The following is a 20,701-nucleotide window of genomic DNA, read 5'->3' on the forward strand; positions in this document are numbered from 1 at the left end:
GCAGCATGCACCGCTTTGTTTTTATTTCAATAACTTATATCTTTTCACTCTTGATCCTGCCCGTCACCGCTCTGGCGCAGAACGCCGTGCCTGACTTCCGCTATATCACCACTCGGGATACGGATTTTTATGGGTCAGATCTGGATGCGCTGTTTGACACAGATCTGAAATCATGCATTCGGGCTTGCTCGGCCAATGATCGCTGCACAGCTTTCACCTATAACACGCGATCCAATGCCTGCTTTCCCAAGGACGGGGTGACCCGGCAAGAGGCGTATCAGGGTGCGCTTTCCGCGCAAAAGGTAACGACCTCGGAACAGGCTCTGATATTGGGCAAAACCCGTGCGGCGGCGTTGAGCGTGCTGGGTTCTGCTGATTTGAATCGGGCGACAGATCAGGCGCGCAACCTGGGATTCCTGCATCCTGCCGGCGGTTACGACCTGCAAACTGTGTTGGACGCAGCGAATAGCGCGGGCAGTGCGACACAAGCGATGCAATGGACCGGTGTTGCCGTGTCTCTCAGCGATGCACCGGATCTTTGGGTGGAATACGCGCGCCTGTTGCTGACCATTAATCCCTCAGGCTGGAACGAGCGGCGCGATCTTCGAAACCGTGCACTGAATGCCGCGATCAATGGTTACTTGCGGTCCGAGGCCACCGGATCACAAATCACGGCCTTGATGACTTTGGCCAACGCTCTGGAAGATGTGGACCGTGGCCGCGACATGATCCCCGTTCTTCGGCTGGCCGAACAGCTTCAGCCGCGTGAGGACGTACTGGCCGCGCTTGATGATGCAATCGGGAAATACGGGTTCCGAGTGGTCGATACCTCGGTTGAGAGCGATGCGGTCGCGCCCCGGATCTGTGTTGAGTTTTCGGAGCCACTGGTCAAGGCCGGTGTTGACTACGATCCCTTTGTGCAGCGCAATGACACCGGCTTGGTTGTTCAGGTCGACGAAAAGCAGCTTTGCGTAGATGGGGTTGCGCATGGCCAGCGCTATCGCCTGACTTTACGCCAAGGTTTGCCTGCCGCTTCGGGTGAAGCATTGAATCGCAACGTTGAGCTGACCCACTATGTACGCGACCGCACACCGTCGGTTCGGTTTCCCGGACGCAGCTATGTTCTTCCGAAATCTGCGGATGCGGCTTTGCCGATCGAAACGGTCAACGTCACCGAGCTGGATCTGATCCTGCGGCGGGTCAGCGACCGGAACCTGTTGCGCGCGGTGCAACAGGACTTCTTTGGCCGTCCGCTCAGCGAATGGCAGGAAGAGGAATTCTCGGACCAGATTGCCGAGGATATCTGGACCGGCACTGCCGAGGTATCCAATCAGTTGAACCAAACCATGACAGCGCGCCTTCCTATGGCAGAGGCCATCGCTGGCCAGTCTGCAGGCATCTATGCGCTGACAGCCCGTGTTCCGGGGGCTGATCCTTATGACGACCCCGGCGCGACGCAGTGGTTTGTGTTGTCTGATCTGGGGATCAGCACCGCACTTGGTACGGATGGGCTTCATGTGACGGTGCGCAGTCTCAGCGATGCGGCACCGCGTCAGGATGTCGAGGTTTCGCTGGTCACTAATGCAAACGCGGTCATTGCAACCGCGCGGACCGACGAAACCGGCTATGCCACCTTCGATCCCGGCCTGATCCGCGGAAAAGGGGCCAGTGCGCCTGCCTTGGTGATGGCCTCTGCCGGGGACCGCGATTTCAGCTTTTTGTCCCTCACCGATCCCGCCTTTGACCTGTCGGATCGTGGCGTCGAAGGCCGCGCGCCTGCGGGGCCGGTTGATGTCTTCCTGACCACGGACCGGGGTGCCTATCGTGCCGGAGAGGTCATCCATGTCACAGCGCTGTCCCGAGATGGTGAAGCACAGGCAATCGAAGGGCTGCCCCTCACCGCGATCCTGTATCGCCCGGACGGGGTTGAATACCGCCGATCTGTCTCAGACGGGGGCGTTGCCGGGGGGCATGTCTTTGCTCTGCCTGTCGCCGTCGACGTACCGCGCGGGGCATGGAAGATTGAGATTAAATCTGATCCCAAAGGCGATGCGCTGGCGCGTCAGACGGTACTGGTCGAGGACTTTCTGCCTGAACGTATCGATTTCGATCTGTCCCTACCCGACGCGCCCTTGCGGCCCGGCGACAGCCCACCGCTTTCCATAGATGCGCGCTATCTTTTTGGTGCGCCGGGATCTGACCTGAGCATTGACGGACAGGTCATCGCGCGCGCCGCGGATACCGTTCCGGGGTACGAAGGTTACCGCTTTGGCCGCTACGATGCTGAGGCCGTGATCAAAAGCACGTATTTCGGAAACACGCGCACGGATGCGGCGGGACAGGCCACCGTAGCCGTCGAAATTCCAGTGTTAGAGACTGAAGGAAAGCCAATTGAGGCTGAAATCATCGCACGATTGACCGATGGCTCTGGCCGTCCGGTTGAACGTCGCCTGTCTACCCCGGTCCTGCCACCGCAGCCGGTGATCGGTGTCAAAACTTTGTTCGAAGAGGTTGTTCCCGAAGGTACCGAAGCTGCGTTTCAGATCGTCGCCCTCGCTCCTGATCTAACGCCCAGCCCTATGCGCCTGCGCTGGACTCTGAACCGGGTCGAGACGCGGTATCAGTGGTATCAGCTGTACGGCAACTGGAATTGGGAACCGACAACCCGCCGCACGCGCATTGCCACCGGCGAAGTGGACATCTCTACCGATCCTTTGACTCTGGCGCAGCCCGTGGATTGGGGCCGTTATGAACTGGTCGTCCAGCGCGTCGACGGCACATATGCCGAAACCGCCGTCGATTTCTATGCAGGCTGGTATCAGGCCGCGGATGCGTCAACTACACCGGACCGGCTTGAGATGTCGCTGGACCGTGACACCTATCGCGCAGGTGATACTGCGCAGTTGCGGATCGTCCCACGCATGGCGGGCGTTGCCCAGATCGAAGTCCTGTCGAACCGGCTGATCCATCGCCAGATGGTGGACGTGCCGGAAGGTGAAACCGTGATCCCGATCGAAGTGACCGAAGATTGGGGCTCGGGGGCGTATGTCACCGCCACGGTCATCCGTCCGATAAACGTCGCAGCAGGTCAAAACCCGGCGCGTGCGATGGGTGTAGCACATGCCGCCATCGATCCAGCAGATCGCAAGCTGGACGTCGCAATTGATGTGCCCGAGGTCACATCTCCACGGCAAACGCAAAAGGCCCGTGTTAGGGTCGAGAACGCCTCAGAGAATGACCCTGTCTGGCTGACACTGGCTGCAGTGGATGTGGGCATTCTGAACCTGACTGGATTCGAAAGCCCGGATCCGCAGGAATATTACTTTGGGCAACGCCGTCTTGGCGTGGATCTACGCGACGTTTACGGGCGCCTGATCGACGGCATGACCGGAGCGATGGGCACCGTCCGTTCCGGCGGTGACGCCGACAACGGCTTGCGTCGCCAATCCCCGCCTCCGACGCAAGACTTGATGGCCGTGTTCAGCGGCCCGGTTCAGGTCGGCCCGGACGGAGAGGTTGAGGTGGACATCCCCCTGCCCGCCTTTAATGGCACTGTCCGATTGATGGCTGTCGCGTGGTCACCCAAAGCGGTCGGGCAGGCCGAAACCGATATGATCGTCCGCGATCCGGTGGTCGTCACCGCCAGCCTGCCGCGCTTCCTTGCCCCCGGAGATCAAAGCCGAATGCGGCTTGAGATCGTTCAGGCCGATGGCACACCCGGAGAGATGGCACTTGGTCTGACGGCTTCCGGTGGATTGGAGCTGGGCGCGGCACCGACCAGCTTTGTGTTGGAAAACGGTGGCAAGGCGATCTTTGACATCCCCGTCACAGCCAGCGTTGTTGGCGATCCCGAAATCAGTGTTTCGATCACCACACCGGACGGTCGCGACCTGTCGCAAACCCTGCGCATGCCCATACGTGCCAACGATCCGGTGATTGCACAGACACGACGTTTCGCGTTGGGGGCCGACGACAGTTTCCTGTTTTCGCAGGACGTATTTGACGGGTTCCAGCCCGGTTCGGCCAAGGCCATCCTATCTGCCGGAGCTTTGGCAAAGTTCGACACGCCCGGTCTGTTGGATCAGTTGAACCGTTACCCCTATGGCTGCACGGAACAGATCACCAGCAAAGCCCTGCCGCTGCTTTATCTGTCATCCGTCGCGCAAGCCTCGGGGCTGGGGGACGGTCCGGTGGTGGATCGGCGCATCACAGAGTCCATTCGCAGCGTCCTGACCCGTCAGGCTGCCAATGGTGCCTTTGGCCTGTGGCGCGCGGACAGCGGAGATTTCTGGTTGGACGCTTACGTGACAGACTTCCTGTCCCGTGCGCGCGCTCAGGGATACCCAGTGCCGGATCGCGCCTTTGCCCAGGCCATGGATAACCTTCGAAACAGGGTCAACTATGCGCCCGACTTCGACGAAGGCGGTCAGGATATTGCTTATACCCTGATGGTTCTGGCACGAGAAGGCGCAGCTTCGATGGGTGATCTGCGTTACTATGCAGATGTCAAAGGGGATGCGTTCGACACCCCATTGGCAGCTGCACAATTGGGCGCAGCGCTGGCATCTTATGGCGATCAGACCCGGGCGGATGCGATGTTCAACCGTGCCGCTCGCATGTTGGAACAGGTCCCCGATGAGCAGGAAAATTACTGGCGCGCGGATTATGGCACGCACCTTCGGGATGCGGCGGGTCTGTTGACCCTTGCCGTGGGCGCGGGCAGCGAGGCCGTCAATCGCGACGCACTGATCCAACGTGTCAGCGCCGGTCGCGCCCCATTGTCCACGCAAGAGGCAACGTGGTCCCTGTTGGCCGCCCATGCGCTGGTGTCTGATCCAACTGGATCGGGCTTGAGCGTCAACGGCTCTCAGGTGTCTGGTCCGTTTGTGCAGGTTCTGCAATCTGGTCAGGCGGATGAGGTCAACATCACGGCAAGTGACGGTCAGGCGACGGACATCACCCTGACAGTCACCGGGATCCCTGAGGTTCCGCCAGAGGCGGGCGGCACTGGTTATGCGATCGAACGGCAATATTACTCGATGGATGGCGATCCGATTGACGCCAACAGCTTTGAAACCGGCGAAAGGTTTGTCACGGTTCTGACAGTGACCCCGTTCGAAAGCGGCGGGGCGCGGCTGATGGTCGATGATCCACTTGCCGCCGGGATCGAAATCGACAACCCCAGCCTGTTGCGTTCAGGCGATGTGCGGTCGCTTGACTGGCTGGATCTGTCCGATGCCACCCATACCGAGTTCCGCTCGGACCGATTCCTGGCCGCTGTTGATCTGTCCGGGCGAGAAACAGTGACGCTGGCCTACGTGGCGCGCGCTGTTACGCCGGGTGTCTTCCATCATCCTGCGGCCTCGGTCGAGGATATGTACCGCCCGCAAAACCGCGCGCGTACTGCGACTGGCCGGATCGAGGTTCAGTGATTTGCACCGCGCTATATGACTGCCCGGGTGGCTGTGATGCATAGGCCGTCGCGGCTTTTGTTTGTCCTGGCCGGTGCCCTCTATCTGACGGCACTGGCACGGGACGGTCTGCACCGCTGGGTCGATGCCACAGTTCTTTCCCCTGTTTTGGCCGAAACATCGGTCGAGATGCGGGACCGGAACGGCGACCTTTTGCGTGCGTTTCCCGTTGAAGATGGGATTTGGAGACTGAAACCCGACGCGGTCGATCCGAATTTCACCGCAATGCTCGTCCGGTACGAAGACAAACGGTTCTGGACACATGCCGGAGTGGACCCAGTTGCGATGCTTCGCGCTGTGGGGCAAAGCCTTTGGAATGGGCGCACGGTGTCCGGTGGGTCCACTCTGACCATGCAGGTCGCACGACTGATCGAAGATGGCTCGACCGGGCGCTGGAGCGGAAAAATCCGCCAGATCAGAGTCGCATTGGCCCTGGAGCAGCGGTTAAACAAACGGCAAATCCTGACCCTCTATCTGACCCACGCACCCTATGGGGGCAATCTGGAAGGTATCCGAGCCGGAACCCGTGCATGGTTTGGAAAAGACGCAACACGGTTGACCGCAGCACAGGCGGCCCTGTTAATCGCATTGCCGCAATCCCCGGAATCTCGACGACCAGATCGTCAGCCTGAGACAGCCCGAGTAGCCCGTGACCGGGTTCTGCGCAGGCTCGCGCGATATGGCACCCTGACTGCGGCTGAAACCAGCGCGGCCATAGCAGAAACCATTCCAGACCACATGCGACCCTTCCCGCGTCTGGCGCCGCACCTGACCGACCGCGTGAAACGTCTGACCCCGGCAACGGGCGCGGTCGATTTGACGTTGAACGCCCGGTTGCAGGCCCGGTTGGAGGGCTTGGTGGCCCAAGCCGCCACCCGTGCCGGGCCGCGCGTATCCGGGGCCCTGATCGTCGCGGATCACCGCAATGGTGAGGTTCTGGCCTCGGTCGGGTCCGCCGGGTATCAGGATGCCCGACAGGGCTTTGTGGATATGACCCAAGCGCTGCGGTCGCCTGGATCAACTTTGAAACCACTGGTCTATGGGCTGGCCTTCGATCAGGGACTGGCCCACCCCGAGACCCTGATCAGCGACAGCCCCGTAATGTTCGGTCGATACGCCCCGCGCAATTTTGATGGCGCATTTCGGGGCGATGTGAGGGTTCGGGACGCTCTGCAATTGTCGCTGAACATCCCAGTCGTACGTCTGACAAACGCTTTGGGACCTGCGCGCGTGATGACGGCGCTGCGCTTGGCTGGATCAGAACCACGTCTGAACGGCGGCACGCCCGGATTGGCGATCTCATTGGGCGGTGTGGGGTTGAGCCTGCGCGATCTGGTACAGATTTACGCCACTCTTGCAGCCGGTGGGCAAGGCCCGATCCTGCATCATGAGGCTCTGGTGGATACGCAGCAAACTCCGCGCGCTCTGTCAGAAACCTCCGCCTGGCAGGTTGCCGACATTCTGGCCGGGCTTTCACCCCCAGCAGGCGGCGCGACAGGGGCGCTGGCCTACAAAACCGGCACATCCTATGGCCACCGCGATGCATGGGCCATCGGCTTTGACGGGCAGCACGTCATTGGGGTCTGGCTGGGTCGTGCGGACGGAACGCCAGTTCCCGGCGCGTTCGGAGGCGACCTCGCCGCACCGCTTCTGGCCGAAGCCTTCAGCCTGATGAAACCCGCGCTTTCCCCGCTGCGTCCGCCGCCGCCCTCGACCTTGTTGGTGGGCGCTGCACAATTGCCCCAACCCTTGCAACGTTTCCGCCCCCGCACAGCGGCTTTCGAAAATGATCCTTCCGCGCCGGACCTGCTGTTCCCGCCTGAAAACGCCGTGTTAGAGACATTTGGAGCACCCCTAACGGTCAAACTGCGCGGGGGTGTCGCGCCGTTTTCAGTGCTGGCGGATGGTGTGTCTGTGCTGACCGGACAGCGGCAGCGAGAGTTCGAGATCCCCAACCCGGGGGCCGGTTTCACCTCGCTTGTTGTGGTGGATTCGCAGGGCCAATCGGACCGGGCCGCAATCAGGATTGATTAGCGCCGACCCTCGCGCAGCCAACCGCCCAGCAGGAACCCTCCTGCCAGTAGCAGAACCAGCCAGGGCGGCAACAGACCCGCCTGCGTAACATCCCGTGTTTCATACGCATTTCGTGGGGTCAGACCGATCCACCCCCGGCCAGCCGCAGGACGCCCTGCGCGCACGTCGCGGATGGATGGCAAACCGTCTTCCAAACGGATCACGCCACCCCGCATATTGGCCAAGATCGGTTCCAGAACATCGCCGGTTGCGATGGTACGCTCAAACTCCTTCGGTGCAGCAGGGCCAAGGCCAATCACGGCCATATGGTCGCCTTCCTGCAACCGGTAAAGACCGATCTCTGGCCCATAGTATTGTGCTTCGAACCGACCGGGAGAAACTTCTTCCAAGGTGATTTCCAAAGTCTCGCCATTCGGGCGCGTCACCGTCACTGGCCCAACCTCGTCTTCAAGCGTCTGGCGAATGATGCGCATCGATTGCCCGTTGGCTTCAGCCCACAGCGCTTCTTCCTCCAGTTCGGGTTCTTTCATCATCCAATGGGCGAGCCTGCGCAGCAGCTCCAACTGCGGGCCGCCGCCTTCAAAACCGCGGCTCCACAGCCAAGCGTGGTCGGAGGCCAGCATCGCAACGCGCCCCTCGCCAACGCGATCCAGAACCAGCAGCGGGCGTTCGTCGATGCCTGTCATCAGAATCTCGCCCGAGCGGTGGTTCACGTCGATCTGACGCAACCACGCCCCCCAATCCTCGGAATCGCCCAGATTGGTTGTCACCGGATGACGTTGCCCCAAGTCGCTGACCATTGGCACATACCGTTCTTCGAACACTCGTGCCGAAGGCTGCGCCGGCAAGATCGGTGCCAGGGGAGATCGGAAGATACTGTCGGCACTGGCGAAATCGGGACCTGCCGCAATTAGAACCGCGCCCCCGTCATTGATGTAACTGGTAACGTTGTCCAGATAGATCGCTGGCAGGATGCCGCGCCGCTTGTAACGGTCAAAGATTATCAGATCGAAATCGTTGATCTTTTCCAGAAACAGCTCACGCGTGGGAAAGGCGATAAGGGACAGCTCATCAACAGGCACACCATCCTGTTTCTCAGGGGGGCGCAGAATTGTGAAATGTACCAAATCGACCGAGCTGTCGGATTTCAACAGGTTGCGCCATGTGCGTCCACCGGGATGCGGCTCCCCCGAGACCAGTAGAACGCGCAGACGATCCCGAACGCCATTCATCTGGATCAGGGCAGTGTTGTTTCGGTCGGTCAATTCACCGTCGGCCTGCGGCACAGAAAATTGGATCACGTTGCGCCCGCCATGGGGCAGCGTGATGGGCAGTTCTACATCACGACCAATGGGAACACTGAACTGCTCGGGTGCGCCGCCATCGACCGAAATCTCTAGTGGCGCAGTCGCCGCGCCCGCAGGTGCAGCACCACTGTCTTCCACCCGAAGGGTCAATGTGACCGGCTCGCCAATAATGGCAAAGGCCGGCGCATTGCGGACGATAAGCCTGCGATCCCAGTCACTTTCACGCCCGGTTTGCAGAAGGTGCATCGGTGCGGGCAGATCCGGGGCCTGATCGACATCGTGCACAATCCCGTCCGACACCACCAGGATACCAGCGATCCGGGCACGGGGTTCTTCGGCCAACGCCTCATTCAGGGCGGCCATAACCTGCGTGCCTTCATCCCCGTCCCCGTCGCCAACCTGAATGCGGCGCAGTTCCGTGTTGTTGCGCCCCTCAATCTCGGCGGCGAGTTCCTCGGCAGCCTGTGCGGTTTGTTCCGCCCTGTCCGAAAGCGTCTGGCTGGCGCTTTCATCCTCGACCATCAGGACAATATCTGTCAGCGGTGCGCGATCTTCGATCTGATAAACCGGACCGGACAGAGCCGCCAGAACCACCAGAGCCGCCAACCCACGTAGCGCCCAGCCCGACAGGCCACGCCACAGGGCCAACACAACCCCCGCCACGGCGATCGCACCCACAGCGGCCAGAATGGGCCATGGGATCAGTGGGTCGAATATGACGGTTCCGGTCATTGTCCTAGCCTGTCCAGAAGGGCGGGCACGTGGACCTGATCGGATTTGTAATTCCCGGTCAGCACGTGCATCACCAGATTGACGCCAAAACGATTGGCCAGTTCTCGCTGCCGTTCTCCGGCGTAACCGCGCCCGACAGGCAGCAGAGCCTGCCCGTTGCGATCCACTGCCCAGGCCCCGGCCCAGTCATTCCCACCGATGACGACCGGGGTCACGTTGTCATTGAGGTTGCGGAACGGCATCCCTTCGATCTGTTCCGCATCCAGTGGCGCAGCTTCCACCCAGACTTCTGTGCCAGAGTAACGGCCCGGGAAATCCTGCAACAGATAGAACGTTCTGGTCAGAACGTGATCACGTGGAATCGGCTCTAATGCAGGGATATTCAGCGGTGCAGCCAGTTGCTGCAGCTTGCGGCCATTCGGGCTGGACGCGCCGAAACCAGCGATGTCCGCATCACGCGTGTCAAACAGGATCATCCCACCCGAGCGCAGATAGGCGTTCAGTTTCGCATAAGCTTCAGCAGAAGGTTGAGGCTGGCTAGGGGAAATCGGCCAGTACAGCAGCGGAAAGAATGCCAGCTCATCGCGTTCCAGATCGACGCCGATTGGTTCAGCGGGTTCCACCGAAGTGCGATAGAACAAGGTTTGTGCCAATCCCCGCAACCCTGCCTGCGCAATATCGTCCACCTGTGCGTCGCCGGTTAGCACATGTGCCAGAACCAATTCATGCGTCGCCGCCAAGGCGAACTCGGTGTCTTCCGGCGTCTGCGCCTGAACCTCGGGCACCAGCAGAAACGCCGCCAGAACCCCGGCAGCCACGCGCGTCATTCCCAACCGGCCGGACAGGGCCAAAGAGGCGATCACGTCGATTGTAAGCAAGATCAGGGCAAGGCTAAGCAGCAGACCTGACAGCGGCGTTTCGGTGCTGGCCTCTTGCCCTTTGATCGGCACATTGGCTGGCCAGACCAACGGGCGAAGTTCAGTATCCTCGGAAACAACATTCAGCGCCAGTTTCTGCTTGCCGCTTTCATACAGGCCCGGACGTAAATCCGGCCCGATCTGACCTGAAATCAACTGCACCCCGTCCACACCAACCAGCGTGCCTGCGTCAGACAATGCTCCAAAACCGTCCATGATCTGCACCGGCTCCCACGTGGTGCCCTGCAGCTGCGCCTCTTGCCTGGATTTCGCAGCCGAAGCCACGGCCAGACGATCCAGCATTTCGACAAAAAGACCCGACAGCGGCAGGCTGGACCATTCCGCATCTGCGGTCACGTGGAACAGCACCACCTGCCCCAATCCCAACGCCTTGCGCGTTACCAATGGCGTTCCATCAGAGAGAGACGCAATCACGCGATCCGCCAGATTAGGGTCTGGTTGAGCCATGACCTGGGTCGAGACGACCACATCATCTGGGATGTCCAAACCATAGAATGGTGAATTTTCGGGGAACGGGGCCAGGGTCTTGGCCTCACCCCAGCTCATCGCGCCACCGACAGATCGTCCTCCGCTGCGCAGACGTGCGGGCAGCAGTGTGTCTTCGGTGTCCCGCCCCAAATCGCTGGCTGCCATGCGCGGACCGGCAAACCGCAGCAGCAGGCCACCCTGTTCGACCCATTCGATCAGACCGGCCTCTTCGGTATCCGACATTTGCGCGACATCCGACAGGACAATCACGTCCGGGTTCGCAGGCAGAACCTCAAGCAAACCCCCATCGACAAAATCTGCCGTGGGGATCAAAACCTGTGTCAGGTAATGCAGGGGCGACAGTAGCTCCAGCCCTTCGCGGTTCAGGGTGCCGGCAATCAGCGCAACCTCACGCCGACGCAAGCTGTCATCTGTCAGGGTCACGGCCCCGGCTGATCTTTGGCCCTGAATTTCAAAGCGCGTGATCCGAGCGCGCAATTCCGACGGCAGTGCCAGTTCGATCTGCGCCGTGGTTTCCCCGGCTTCAAAGGTCAGGTCGACCGAATGCAGCACCCGCGCCGTGCCTGCCGGATCGCGCCCCTGTGCCAGAACCGTCACCCGCTCTTCCGGGCCGGGACCCGCGCGTTGAACCGTCAATTGGATCAGCCCGTCCTGATAGGCTGCCGGCAGGATCGCAATGGGCCTGGATGCCCCCTGATAGACCGTCACATCACCACGCGCCTGCAGGGCAGAAACCAACCCTGCATGTTGGGCATAGTCCAACCTGTCGCTGAACCAATGCGTTTCAAAGCCGCTCTCAACCTCGTCCAGTGCCGCGATGGTTTGCGAAAGCTGATCTGCGGTCGGTTGCCAAGGGTTTGGGGCCAGCCCCGGAAGGCGCCCGCGCCAGGCCTCGGCCGCTTGAAAAACGGGTTCTTCCGGCTCTGTCAGGCGCAGAATCGCAACAGTTCGTCCTGCACGTCCGGCTTCGGACAGTTGAGTGTCTATCTGGTCCAGCGTGGCCGACCAGCGCGTGGCACCGGCCCAACTGGCATCCAGAACCAGCAACAGCGGACCGGTGCCGGTCTCATCCCGCGATGGGTTCAGAACCGGTCCGGCCAGACCGATGATAATGGCCGCAGCCGCCAACATCCGCAGCAGCAGCAACCACCATGGGGTACGATCCGAAACACTTTCGTCATCCTTCAGCCCCAACAACAGCGTAACAGCCGGGAACATCCGGCGGATCGGTGCGGGCGGTACGGCGCGCAGGATCAGCCACAGGATCGGCAGAGTCAAAAGACCCAGCAAAACCCATGGCGCGGTAAAGCCTATGCCCGCAAGAACCGTCATCGTGTGCCCCCATCCAAAGCTCGATAGAGCCACAATAGAGCCGTTTGTGCACTATCACCCGTATGGTGCAAGCCCAGTTGCCAGCCGGTTGCACGGCACAACTGCGTCAGGGCATCCTTGCGGCGTGCAAGACGTTCCAAATAGCGGTCTCGCAACTCAGCCGCTTTTAGGGTTTCGTGCCGGACAGACCCTCCGACGCTTTCGAATATCGTCCGGCCCCGATACGGAAATGTCTCTTCGCCTGGATCAAGCACTTGCAACACCACACCGCGCACGCCGCGGTCAGCTGCTTTGGTCAGGGCCAATTCAACCTCATCCATGGGACCAAGGAAATCCGAGATGAACACGGCGCGGGCATGGGGGATCATGGCACGGTGTTCAGGCGGGGCGTAATCCGTTTGATCATCTTCAGACCAGGCTTGCGCCAAACGGATGATCTGCGCGTTGCCGCGCCGGGGCGGCAGGGTTGTTCCGGTCAGGCCGACACGTTCTCCGCCGCGTACCAGCAGGATCGAAGTTGCCAGGCCCAACAACCGGGCGCGATCCACCTTTGTTGGCAGCGATTTGTCAGACGAAAACCGCATCGACGCGCCTTGATCGACCCAGAGCATCACCGATTGCGCGATCTGCCATTCGCGCTCGCGCACAAACTGCTGATCCCCGCGCGCCGAGCGGCGATGGTCGATCATCCGGCGGCTGTCCCCGATTTGCGCGGGGCGGTATTGCCAGAAATCGTCGCCCATACCCGAACGCCGCCGCCCGTGATCGCCCAACAGGACGGTTCCGGCCAAATGCTCGGCCCGCGCCAAAAGGGGCGGCAGCCGGGACGCCTCGGCCTCGGATCTTTCGCGAAGGGTCAGCGCCGCATTCACGCCGCGGCCTCGGTGCGGATCAGACCGGCAGCCGTCGAGTCAATCAGCTCGGCAAGGCTGTCACCGCGCGCCCGCGCCGCAAAGTTCAACGCCATCCGGTGGCTGAGCACCGGGCGCGCCATGTCCAGAACATCCTCGGCATTCGGAGCCAACCGCCCCTGCAACATCGCACGTGCCCGCACCGTCATCATCAGCGCCTGCGCCGCGCGGGGGCCGGGGCCCCAGGCCACGGTTTCCGAAACGCGTTCGGACACGCCTGCTTCCTCAGGGCGGAACGCGCGAACCAGATCAAGGATCAGTTCAACCACCGATTCACCCACTGGCATCCGGCGCAGCAGGACTTGGGCCGCCAACAGGTCTTCTTTGCTGAAAATCTGATGCGCCTCTTCCTCTTCCACACCGGTTGTGGCCAGCAGAATATCGCGCTCGGTCTGCCGATCCGGGTATTCGACGTCGATTTGAACCAGAAAACGGTCCAGCTGCGCCTCGGGCAGCGGATAGGTGCCTTCCTGTTCGATCGGGTTTTGCGTGGCCAATACGTGGAAGGGCGTTCCCAGCGAACGATCTTCACCCGCCACTGTCACCGTGCGTTCCTGCATCGCTTGCAGCAAAGCCGACTGCGTTCGCGGGCTGGCGCGGTTGATCTCATCCGCCATCAACAACTGGCAGAAGATTGGGCCAGAGATAAAGCGGAAATGTCGTGATCCGTCATCGGCGGTATCCAGAACCTCGGAGCCAAGAATATCTGCGGGCATCAGGTCGGGTGTGAATTGAATGCGGTTGCCGTGCAAACCCATCACCGTTGACAGCGTCTCGACCAGTCGCGTTTTACCAAGGCCCGGCAAACCGATCAGCAGGGCATGACCACCGCACAACAGCGCGGTCAGAGTCAGATCCACGACCCTTTCCTGCCCGATGAAGCGGCGGGTGATCGAGGCCTTGGCCTCTTGCAGCTTGTTTTCCAGCGCTTCGATCTCGGCTACGAGGTCGGCAGGTTCGGTCATGACTTTCCCTTCCGTGGACTAATATGATTGAAGTGTATCGCGCTAAGAGGAAATGGCAAAAGCAATGAGCGGACAAAAACCTGTGAAACCGTCACCGGATGGTCTGGCTGCATCAGTCAAAGCGGCCAAAACCAAGGGTTTACCGCCCGTTCACCTATGGAATCCCCCGTTTTGCGGCGATCTGGACATCCATATCGCAAAAGATGGCACCTGGAGTTATTTAGGCTCACCCATCAACCGTTTCGAGCTGGTGAAGCTATTTTCCTCAATTCTTAAGAAAGAAGACGGGAAATACTTCCTCGTCACGCCGGTCGAGAAGGTGGGAATCAATGTTGAAGACGCGCCATTTGTCGCCGTGGATTTTGATCGTGAGGGCGAAGGCGAGCAGCAAAACCTGACCTTTACAACTCATGTAGGCGATCATGCTGTTGCAGGTTCAGATCATCCGATCCGGATCGTTATCGACCCGGTGACAAACGAACCTTCACCCTACATCATGATCCGTTCCGATCTTGAAGCACGCATAGATCGCAAAAGTTTCTATCGCCTGGTTGAGATTGGCACCCATCACGACGGCTGGTTTGGCGTCTGGTCTGGCCAGGAATTTTTTGGGCTGATCCCGTCAACCGAGCTTGGCTGATCCCCGGGGCTGTCGCGGCGCCCGATCCTGCGCCAAAACAACGGCCAATGCGACGACACCCGCGCCCAGCGCGCGGGTCCAGTTCCAGTCATCCCCCAGCACCAGCATGATCAGCATTACGTAAAACGGTGCGATGTTGATGTGGAACGACGCCAAGGCAACGCCCAGTTTACCGACTGACGCGATGAACAGAACCTGGCTCAGCCCCATGGCAATCAACGCATAGATCACAAGCATCCCAACCTGCTGCGCATCCACAGCAGCGCGCGGCATCACATCCATACCCATTTGCGCGGACCCAAAACAAAGAACCCCGGCCATCAGCAACCCACCTGTAAAGGTGATCGTGGTGCGCCCGGTTTGGCTGAGCTCGGGAAAGTCGCGAACCGTCGCCATACTGGCCCAGCAGAAAAGTCCGGTTGACGCAATTGCACAGACAGCGCCCAGCCCCAGTTGCGCCGGGGCATTGGCGCTGGTGGCAATCAATCCGCCCGCAATCGACACCAACACGCCAATGGCAAAGTTCCACTTTAAACGCCGCGTGCCAGCGGCAAGTTCAAGCAACGTTGCTGCCAGCGGCGCGCAGGATGCAATAATTGCAACGGTCACCGGGTCCGTCAGCTTCTGCGCCAGAATCAGAAGGAACATACCGATCCCGTAGCCGAAACTGCCAACAACCATTGCCCGGCCCCATTTCGCCCTCAATACGCGGCTTGGTCCGTCAAGAATGAACCAAAGTGGCAACATCACACCGACAGCCAGCGCCAGACGCGCAGCCAGCAGCGCCACTGGTGGCCAGCTTTGCAAAAGGACCTCGGCCGCAGGAAACCCGGCCGCCCATGCCATCATCGACGCCACGGCCAGCCCGTTGCCCGAAAGGGCCGAACTGCGAGCAGATGAGAACGATGCCGCGTTCCCGCTTGCGGGTTCAGGGCTCATGGCCATGGGATCAGACCTTTTTTGTTGTTTCAGCCTGGAAATGATTCGCTGATATGGCGTGACTGTCCCTGATCCTGCGGTCTTGATCTGGCCGGTTTTCGACAACTTGTCGTTTTCAGTCTCTTCCCCGGAAAAGGCGTGACGGTTAGGGTCGGACTACCACAACCAAAGACCGCACATGCCCAGATTTGCCGCCAACCTGTCCCTGCTCTTTACTGAATTGCCCTATCTCGACCGGTTTCAGGCCGCCGCAGATTCTGGTTTCACTGCCGTTGAGATCCTGTTCCCCTATGACATGGCCGCAAAAGAGACCCGCCGTGCCCTATTGGCCAACGGGTTAGAGCTGGTACTGATCAACGCGCCGCCGCCCAATTACACGGGCGGCCAACCCGGATACGCAGCGGTTCCTGGCGGCGAGGCCCGGTTTCAGTCGGATATCCGCCGCGTTCTGCGCTATGCTGATGTTCTGCGCCCGGGGCTCATCCACATCATGTCAGGATATGCCTCGGGGTCGGATGCGCTGCATAGCTTTGTCCAGAACCTGCAGTGGGCCGCTGATAGCGCCCCGCAGCAGAAATTTACGATTGAGCCGCTCAATCCAGTGTCACAGCCTGACTACTTCCTGAACAGCTACGATCTGGCAGCCGAGGTGCTGGATCGTGTGAATCGCCCGAATGTTGGTCTGCAATATGACAGCTTTCACGCCCACATGATCCACGGTGATGCACAAGCCGTTTGGGAACAATTTCACCCGAGGGTCATCCACGCGCAGATCGGCGCGGCCCCGTACCGATCGGAACCGGGGCGCGGACCAACCGATTTCCAGAACTTGTTCTCGGCCATGGACGCGTCCGGTTACACCGGTTGGGTCAGTGCCGAATACACACCTTCGACTTCACGAACATCCCAAAGCCTTGATTGGATGCAGCCCTAGCACTGGTATTTTACAGGCAAATGTTGCAGATCAAAGGCAATACGACCTTCAGGATACCCGCCATGATACCAGCCCGCTATGCCCGCGCCGTATTCAGCCTGATCATGTCCGGCCTCATGTCCTTTATCGTGACAGGGATCGCAACAGTGAAAGCCATCGGGTTCGGCCCCAGCACATTCGGAGATTGGATGGCATCCTGGGCCTTCTGCTGGCCCATCGCCTTTACCGTCATTCTGCTGTTTGGCCCTTCCGTGCAACGTATGGTGAACCGCATGGTCAGGCCGCAGGACTGACCCGCGACGAAGAGGGCCCGCCGGGCCGGATGAGGCGCGTCGCTAGTGCGCCTCGGCCCAATTTGCGCCTTGCCCGGCATCCACACTTAGCTTGACGTCCAGCTTGACCGCCGGGTCCGAGGCCCCTTCCATCACGTCGCGCGCCACGCCGATCACCTGATCCACTGAATCCTCGGCCACTTCGAACAGCAATTCGTCATGCACCTGCAACAGCATCTTGGCCGGCAGGCCATTGATCGCCCCAGGCATCCGCACCATGGCCCGTCGGATCACATCCGCTGCTGTGCCCTGAATGGGCGCATTGATTGCTGCTCGTTTTGAGAACCCGGCGTGAGGTCCCTTGGCGTTGATCTCGGGCGTATGAATTTTGCGCCCGAACAAGGTCTGGACATAGCCATGTTCTTTGGCAAAGGCGACGGTGTCATCCATATAGGCTCTAATGCCCGGGAAACGTTCGAAGTAGCGGTCGATGAAGCCCTGGGCTTCGGCCCGCGGAATGCGCAGGTTCCGCGCCAGACCAAAACCCGAGATGCCGTATATCACACCAAAGTTGATCGCCTTGGCCTGACGGCGAATGTCGGGCGTCATCTCATCCAGCGGCACGTCGAACATCTCGGATGCCGTCATGGCGTGAATGTCCAACCCGTCCGAGAATGCCTGTTTCAAAGTCGGAATATCCGCAATATGCGCCAGAATCCGCAGTTCGATCTGACTGTAGTCGAGGCTCACCAGCACATTGCCCGGCTCAGCGATAAACGCCTCACGAATGCGTCGCCCTTCCTCGGTCCGCACCGGGATGTTCTGAAGGTTCGGATCGGTCGAGGCCAAACGTCCCGTATTCGCGCCGGTGATGGAATAAGACGTGTGCACCCGGCCCGTATCCGGGTTGATATGGGTCTGCAGCGCGTCCGTGTAGGTCGATTTCAGCTTGGACAGCTGCCGCCAATCCAGCACCCGGCGCGGCAGTTCATGCTCGGTCGCAAGATCTTCCAGAATGTCCGCCCCGGTCGAATATTTCCCGGTCTTCCCCTTCTTGCCACCCTCAAGACCCATCTTGTCGAACAGAATCTCACCCAACTGCGCAGGCGATCCAACATTGAAAGTCTCACCGGCCAGCTCGTGAATTTCAGCCTCTAATCCGGCCATTTTCTGCGCGAATGCATTAGACATACGACTCAGCACATCGCGGTCCACCTTGATGCCATGCATCTCCATCTCGGCCAAGACGGGCACCAGGGGGCGTTCCAACGTCTCGTACACCGTCGTCACTTGGACCTGATGCAACTGAGGCTTGAACAGTTGCCAAAGACGCAAGGTGATATCCGCATCTTCAGCGGCGTAGGCCGTGGCCTCATCAATTGGAACCTTGTCGAATGTGATTGCGGATTTGCCCGATCCCAGCAGCGGCTTGATCGGGATTGGCGTATGGCTCAGATACCGCTCGGACAATGTGTCCATTCCTTGCCCATGCTCGCCGCCATGCATCGCATAAGACATCAACATCGTGTCGTCGATTGGGTCAACGTTGATGCCATGGCGCGCAAAGATCTTGGCATCGTATTTCATGTTCTGCCCAATCTTGAGGATCGACGGATCCTCGAGCATCGGTTTCAGCAAGGTTAGAGCCTCATCCAACGGCATCTGACCCTCAGCCAATGCATCCGAGCCGAACAGATCATCGGCGGCCCCATCGCGGTGGGTCAGCGGGATATAGCAAGCCTCACCAGCTTCAACACAAAGCGAGACGCCGACCAGATCGGCGATCATCTCATTCAGACCGGTGGTTTCGGTATCGACAGCGACCCAACCGCGCTCATAGGACTTATCGATCCACTTTTGCAGGGCCTCGGCGTCGCGCACACACTCGTATTTCGACGCATCAAACGGAGTAAGCGTTGCCTCTGGTTCTTCAGCCGCAGGCGCAGGCGCGTCAGCAATCACCGGAGCTTCAGCCCCCAGTTTATCTGCGATGCGCTTGGTGAGAGTGCGAAACTCCATCTCGGCCAGGAACCCCAGAAGGGTTTCGGCATCCGGGTCTTTGACCTCAAGATCGTCCAGAGTGAAATCCAGCGGCGTGTTTTCGTCTAATTGCACCAGCTTCTTGGACAGCTCGATCTGGTCTCGTTTTTCCATCAGCGTCTGGCGGCGCTTTGGCTGTTTGATCTCTTCCGCGCGATCCAGCAGCGTTTCCAGATCGCCATATTCATTGATCAGCAGAGCTGCGGTTTTCACGCCAATCCCAGGGGCACCCGGCACATTGTCCACCGAATCCCCGGCCAAAGCCTGCACATCGACCACCCGTTCAGGGCCCACACCGAATTTCTCGATAACCCCATCCCGGTCGATGCGCTTGTTCTTCATCGCATCCAGCATCTCAACGCCGTCGCCGACCAACTGCATCAGGTCCTTGTCGGAACTTACGATAGTCACACGGCCCCCGGCCTCACGCGCCTGAACGGCCAACGTGGCGATGATGTCGTCGGCCTCGTACCCCTCAAGCTCTTTGCAGGCGATGTTGAAAGCCTTTGTCGCCTCGCGCGTTAGAGGCATCTGCGGGCGCAGGTCCTCAGGCATCGCCTCGCGGTTGGCCTTATACAGATCGTAGAGATCGTTCCGGAACGTGTGCGAACCCTTGTCGAAGATCACCGCCACATGGGTTGGCGCATCTGGTCCGGCGTTTCCCTCGACATATTTCTGCAGCATGTTGCAGAAGCCCGAGACCGCCCCGATCGGTAATCCGTCGGATTTTCGAGTCAGCGGAGGCAGCGCGTGATAAGCCCTGAAAATAAAGGCCGATCCGTCGATCAGATGCAGGTGACACCCTTTTCCAAAATTGCTCATGCGCGCTCTCCCTGTCGGTCAGGGATGGTTCTGCCACAGGGGCAGGCGGGTGACCAGTCAGGAACGTGTGTTAGCCACCAAAGAGGCCGCCGAAAACGTCCGAGAAACTGTTCAGAAGCGCCATGATCACCAGAACGCCGAGGAAGGCGAAGAAAGCGAAGGCGAAGAACTGGAACAGGATCGCGCCAGTTCCAATGGCCATTCCGGCGATGGCCGGGCGTCGTTTTTCGTGACGAAGAATGCCAATCACCGAGACAACAATTGCCAGCCCACCCAGCATAGCCACGCCAATTTGCAAGTAATCGTCCAGGTCGCGGGTTTGGGCCACGGGTGCAGGCTGCTCAAGCCCGGCTGCGGCCCGCAGGGTGGACTTGCCAAGCTCAGCCGCCAGTTCACCCAATGAAACGCCGGTGGAGTGTTGCGGCGCAAAAGGACCGGCCCAAAACACAAACAACGCAGCGAATAAAGCCAATGCAGCAAGGAAAAACCCGATCCAACCAAAAACCGGGTTGGCCGTGTCAGTGGCAGTCATGTCGGTCATCACACTCACCTACGATGGTTGTACCAACGCACTACCATGAAAATCGCGGCGAGATTTGGGCGAAACCCGGTTAGGCGGGCAATCAGCCCTGTTCTGTGCCCTTCAGAACATATTTGCAGTCGCAATAGGGGCACTCGACCCAGCCGGTGTCTTCGGGGATTTGCAGCCACACGCGCGGATGCCCCAACGCACCTTCACCGCCATCACAGGCAACACGAGTGGTTTCGACGATCTTGGTTTCCGGCGCTTCGATGGTCACGGCTGGCGATCCTTCTTCGGTTGTCGGCCTCGCGGGCATGTACTAGGTGCGTTTATGAGCGATGAGCAAACCGGG

The 20,701-nt window shown here is 59.9% G+C and carries 13 protein-coding genes; 5 read left to right on the forward strand and 8 right to left on the reverse strand.

Features of this window, described 5'->3' with window-relative positions:
* Window positions 1–5 precede the first annotated feature (5 nt).
* Both GS636_RS16455 and pbpC read left to right on the forward strand, forming a co-directional pair.
* A complete protein-coding gene (locus GS636_RS16455) occupies window positions 6–5,432 on the forward strand; it encodes an alpha-2-macroglobulin family protein (RefSeq protein ID WP_171670755.1) in 5,427 nt (1,808 codons plus the stop codon).
* Between the two features lie 36 nt (window positions 5,433–5,468).
* Window positions 5,469–7,505 (forward strand): penicillin-binding protein 1C, encoded by a 2,037-nt coding sequence (gene pbpC, locus GS636_RS16460; RefSeq protein WP_171670758.1) that lies wholly within the window; start codon window positions 5,469–5,471, stop codon window positions 7,503–7,505.
* On the opposite strand, the gene GS636_RS16465 is transcribed toward pbpC, so the two are convergent.
* From GS636_RS16465 to GS636_RS16480, 4 genes are read right to left on the reverse strand one after another with little or no spacing between them, the layout of a single operon-like run.
* Window positions 7,502–9,544, reverse strand: coding sequence for a hypothetical protein (locus GS636_RS16465; protein ID WP_171670760.1), 2,043 nt, complete (start codon window positions 9,542–9,544; stop codon window positions 7,502–7,504). The genes pbpC and GS636_RS16465 overlap by 4 nt on opposite strands.
* A complete protein-coding gene (locus GS636_RS16470; RefSeq protein ID WP_171670763.1) occupies window positions 9,541–12,303 on the reverse strand; it encodes a DUF4159 domain-containing protein in 2,763 nt (920 codons plus the stop codon). The genes GS636_RS16465 and GS636_RS16470 overlap by 4 nt, the downstream gene beginning before the upstream one ends.
* Entirely contained in the window at window positions 12,300–13,175 is an 876-nt protein-coding gene (locus tag GS636_RS16475; RefSeq protein ID WP_171670765.1) for a DUF58 domain-containing protein, read from the reverse strand. The genes GS636_RS16470 and GS636_RS16475 overlap by 4 nt, the downstream gene beginning before the upstream one ends.
* A complete protein-coding gene (locus tag GS636_RS16480) occupies window positions 13,172–14,179 on the reverse strand; it encodes a MoxR family ATPase (protein WP_171670768.1) in 1,008 nt (335 codons plus the stop codon). The genes GS636_RS16475 and GS636_RS16480 overlap by 4 nt, the downstream gene beginning before the upstream one ends.
* 64 nt (window positions 14,180–14,243) lie before the next feature.
* Between GS636_RS16480 and GS636_RS16485 the strand changes: the two genes are divergently transcribed.
* Complete coding sequence (locus tag GS636_RS16485; RefSeq protein WP_171670770.1) at window positions 14,244–14,819, forward strand: DUF1285 domain-containing protein; 576 nt, start codon at window positions 14,244–14,246, stop codon at window positions 14,817–14,819.
* On the opposite strand, the gene GS636_RS16490 is transcribed toward GS636_RS16485, so the two are convergent.
* Window positions 14,802–15,758, reverse strand: coding sequence for a DMT family transporter (locus GS636_RS16490; RefSeq protein ID WP_171670772.1), 957 nt, complete (start codon window positions 15,756–15,758; stop codon window positions 14,802–14,804). The two genes, GS636_RS16485 and GS636_RS16490, sit on opposite strands and share 18 nt — an antisense overlap.
* Before the next feature lie 178 nt (window positions 15,759–15,936).
* Between GS636_RS16490 and GS636_RS16495 the strand changes: the two genes are divergently transcribed.
* The gene (locus GS636_RS16495; RefSeq protein WP_171670774.1) at window positions 15,937–16,692 is read left to right on the forward strand and encodes a hydroxypyruvate isomerase family protein; all 756 of its coding nucleotides are present in this window, start codon (window positions 15,937–15,939) and stop codon (window positions 16,690–16,692) included.
* Between the two features lie 62 nt (window positions 16,693–16,754).
* Window positions 16,755–16,985, forward strand: a complete 231-nt coding sequence (locus tag GS636_RS16500; protein ID WP_171670777.1) for a DUF2798 domain-containing protein — start codon at window positions 16,755–16,757, stop codon at window positions 16,983–16,985.
* A 42-nt stretch (window positions 16,986–17,027) separates the two neighbouring features.
* Here the strand turns inward: GS636_RS16500 and polA are convergent, their stop codons facing one another.
* The 3 genes from polA to GS636_RS16515 form a co-directional block, all read right to left on the reverse strand.
* On the reverse strand, window positions 17,028–19,826 hold the full coding sequence (gene polA, locus GS636_RS16505) for a DNA polymerase I (RefSeq protein ID WP_171670779.1): 2,799 nt from the start codon (window positions 19,824–19,826) through the stop codon (window positions 17,028–17,030).
* Between the two features lie 70 nt (window positions 19,827–19,896).
* Window positions 19,897–20,367 carry a hypothetical protein gene (locus GS636_RS16510; protein WP_171670781.1) on the reverse strand — a complete coding sequence of 157 codons (471 nt, stop codon included), beginning with the start codon at window positions 20,365–20,367 and terminating at the stop codon, window positions 19,897–19,899.
* An 82-nt stretch (window positions 20,368–20,449) separates the two neighbouring features.
* Entirely contained in the window at window positions 20,450–20,626 is a 177-nt protein-coding gene (locus GS636_RS16515; RefSeq protein ID WP_170533977.1) for a zinc-finger domain-containing protein, read from the reverse strand.
* Window positions 20,627–20,701 lie beyond the last annotated feature (75 nt).

Source organism: Ruegeria sp. HKCCD4884, assembly GCF_013110855.1.
In the GTDB taxonomy this organism is placed as follows: Bacteria; Pseudomonadota; Alphaproteobacteria; order Rhodobacterales; family Rhodobacteraceae; genus Ruegeria.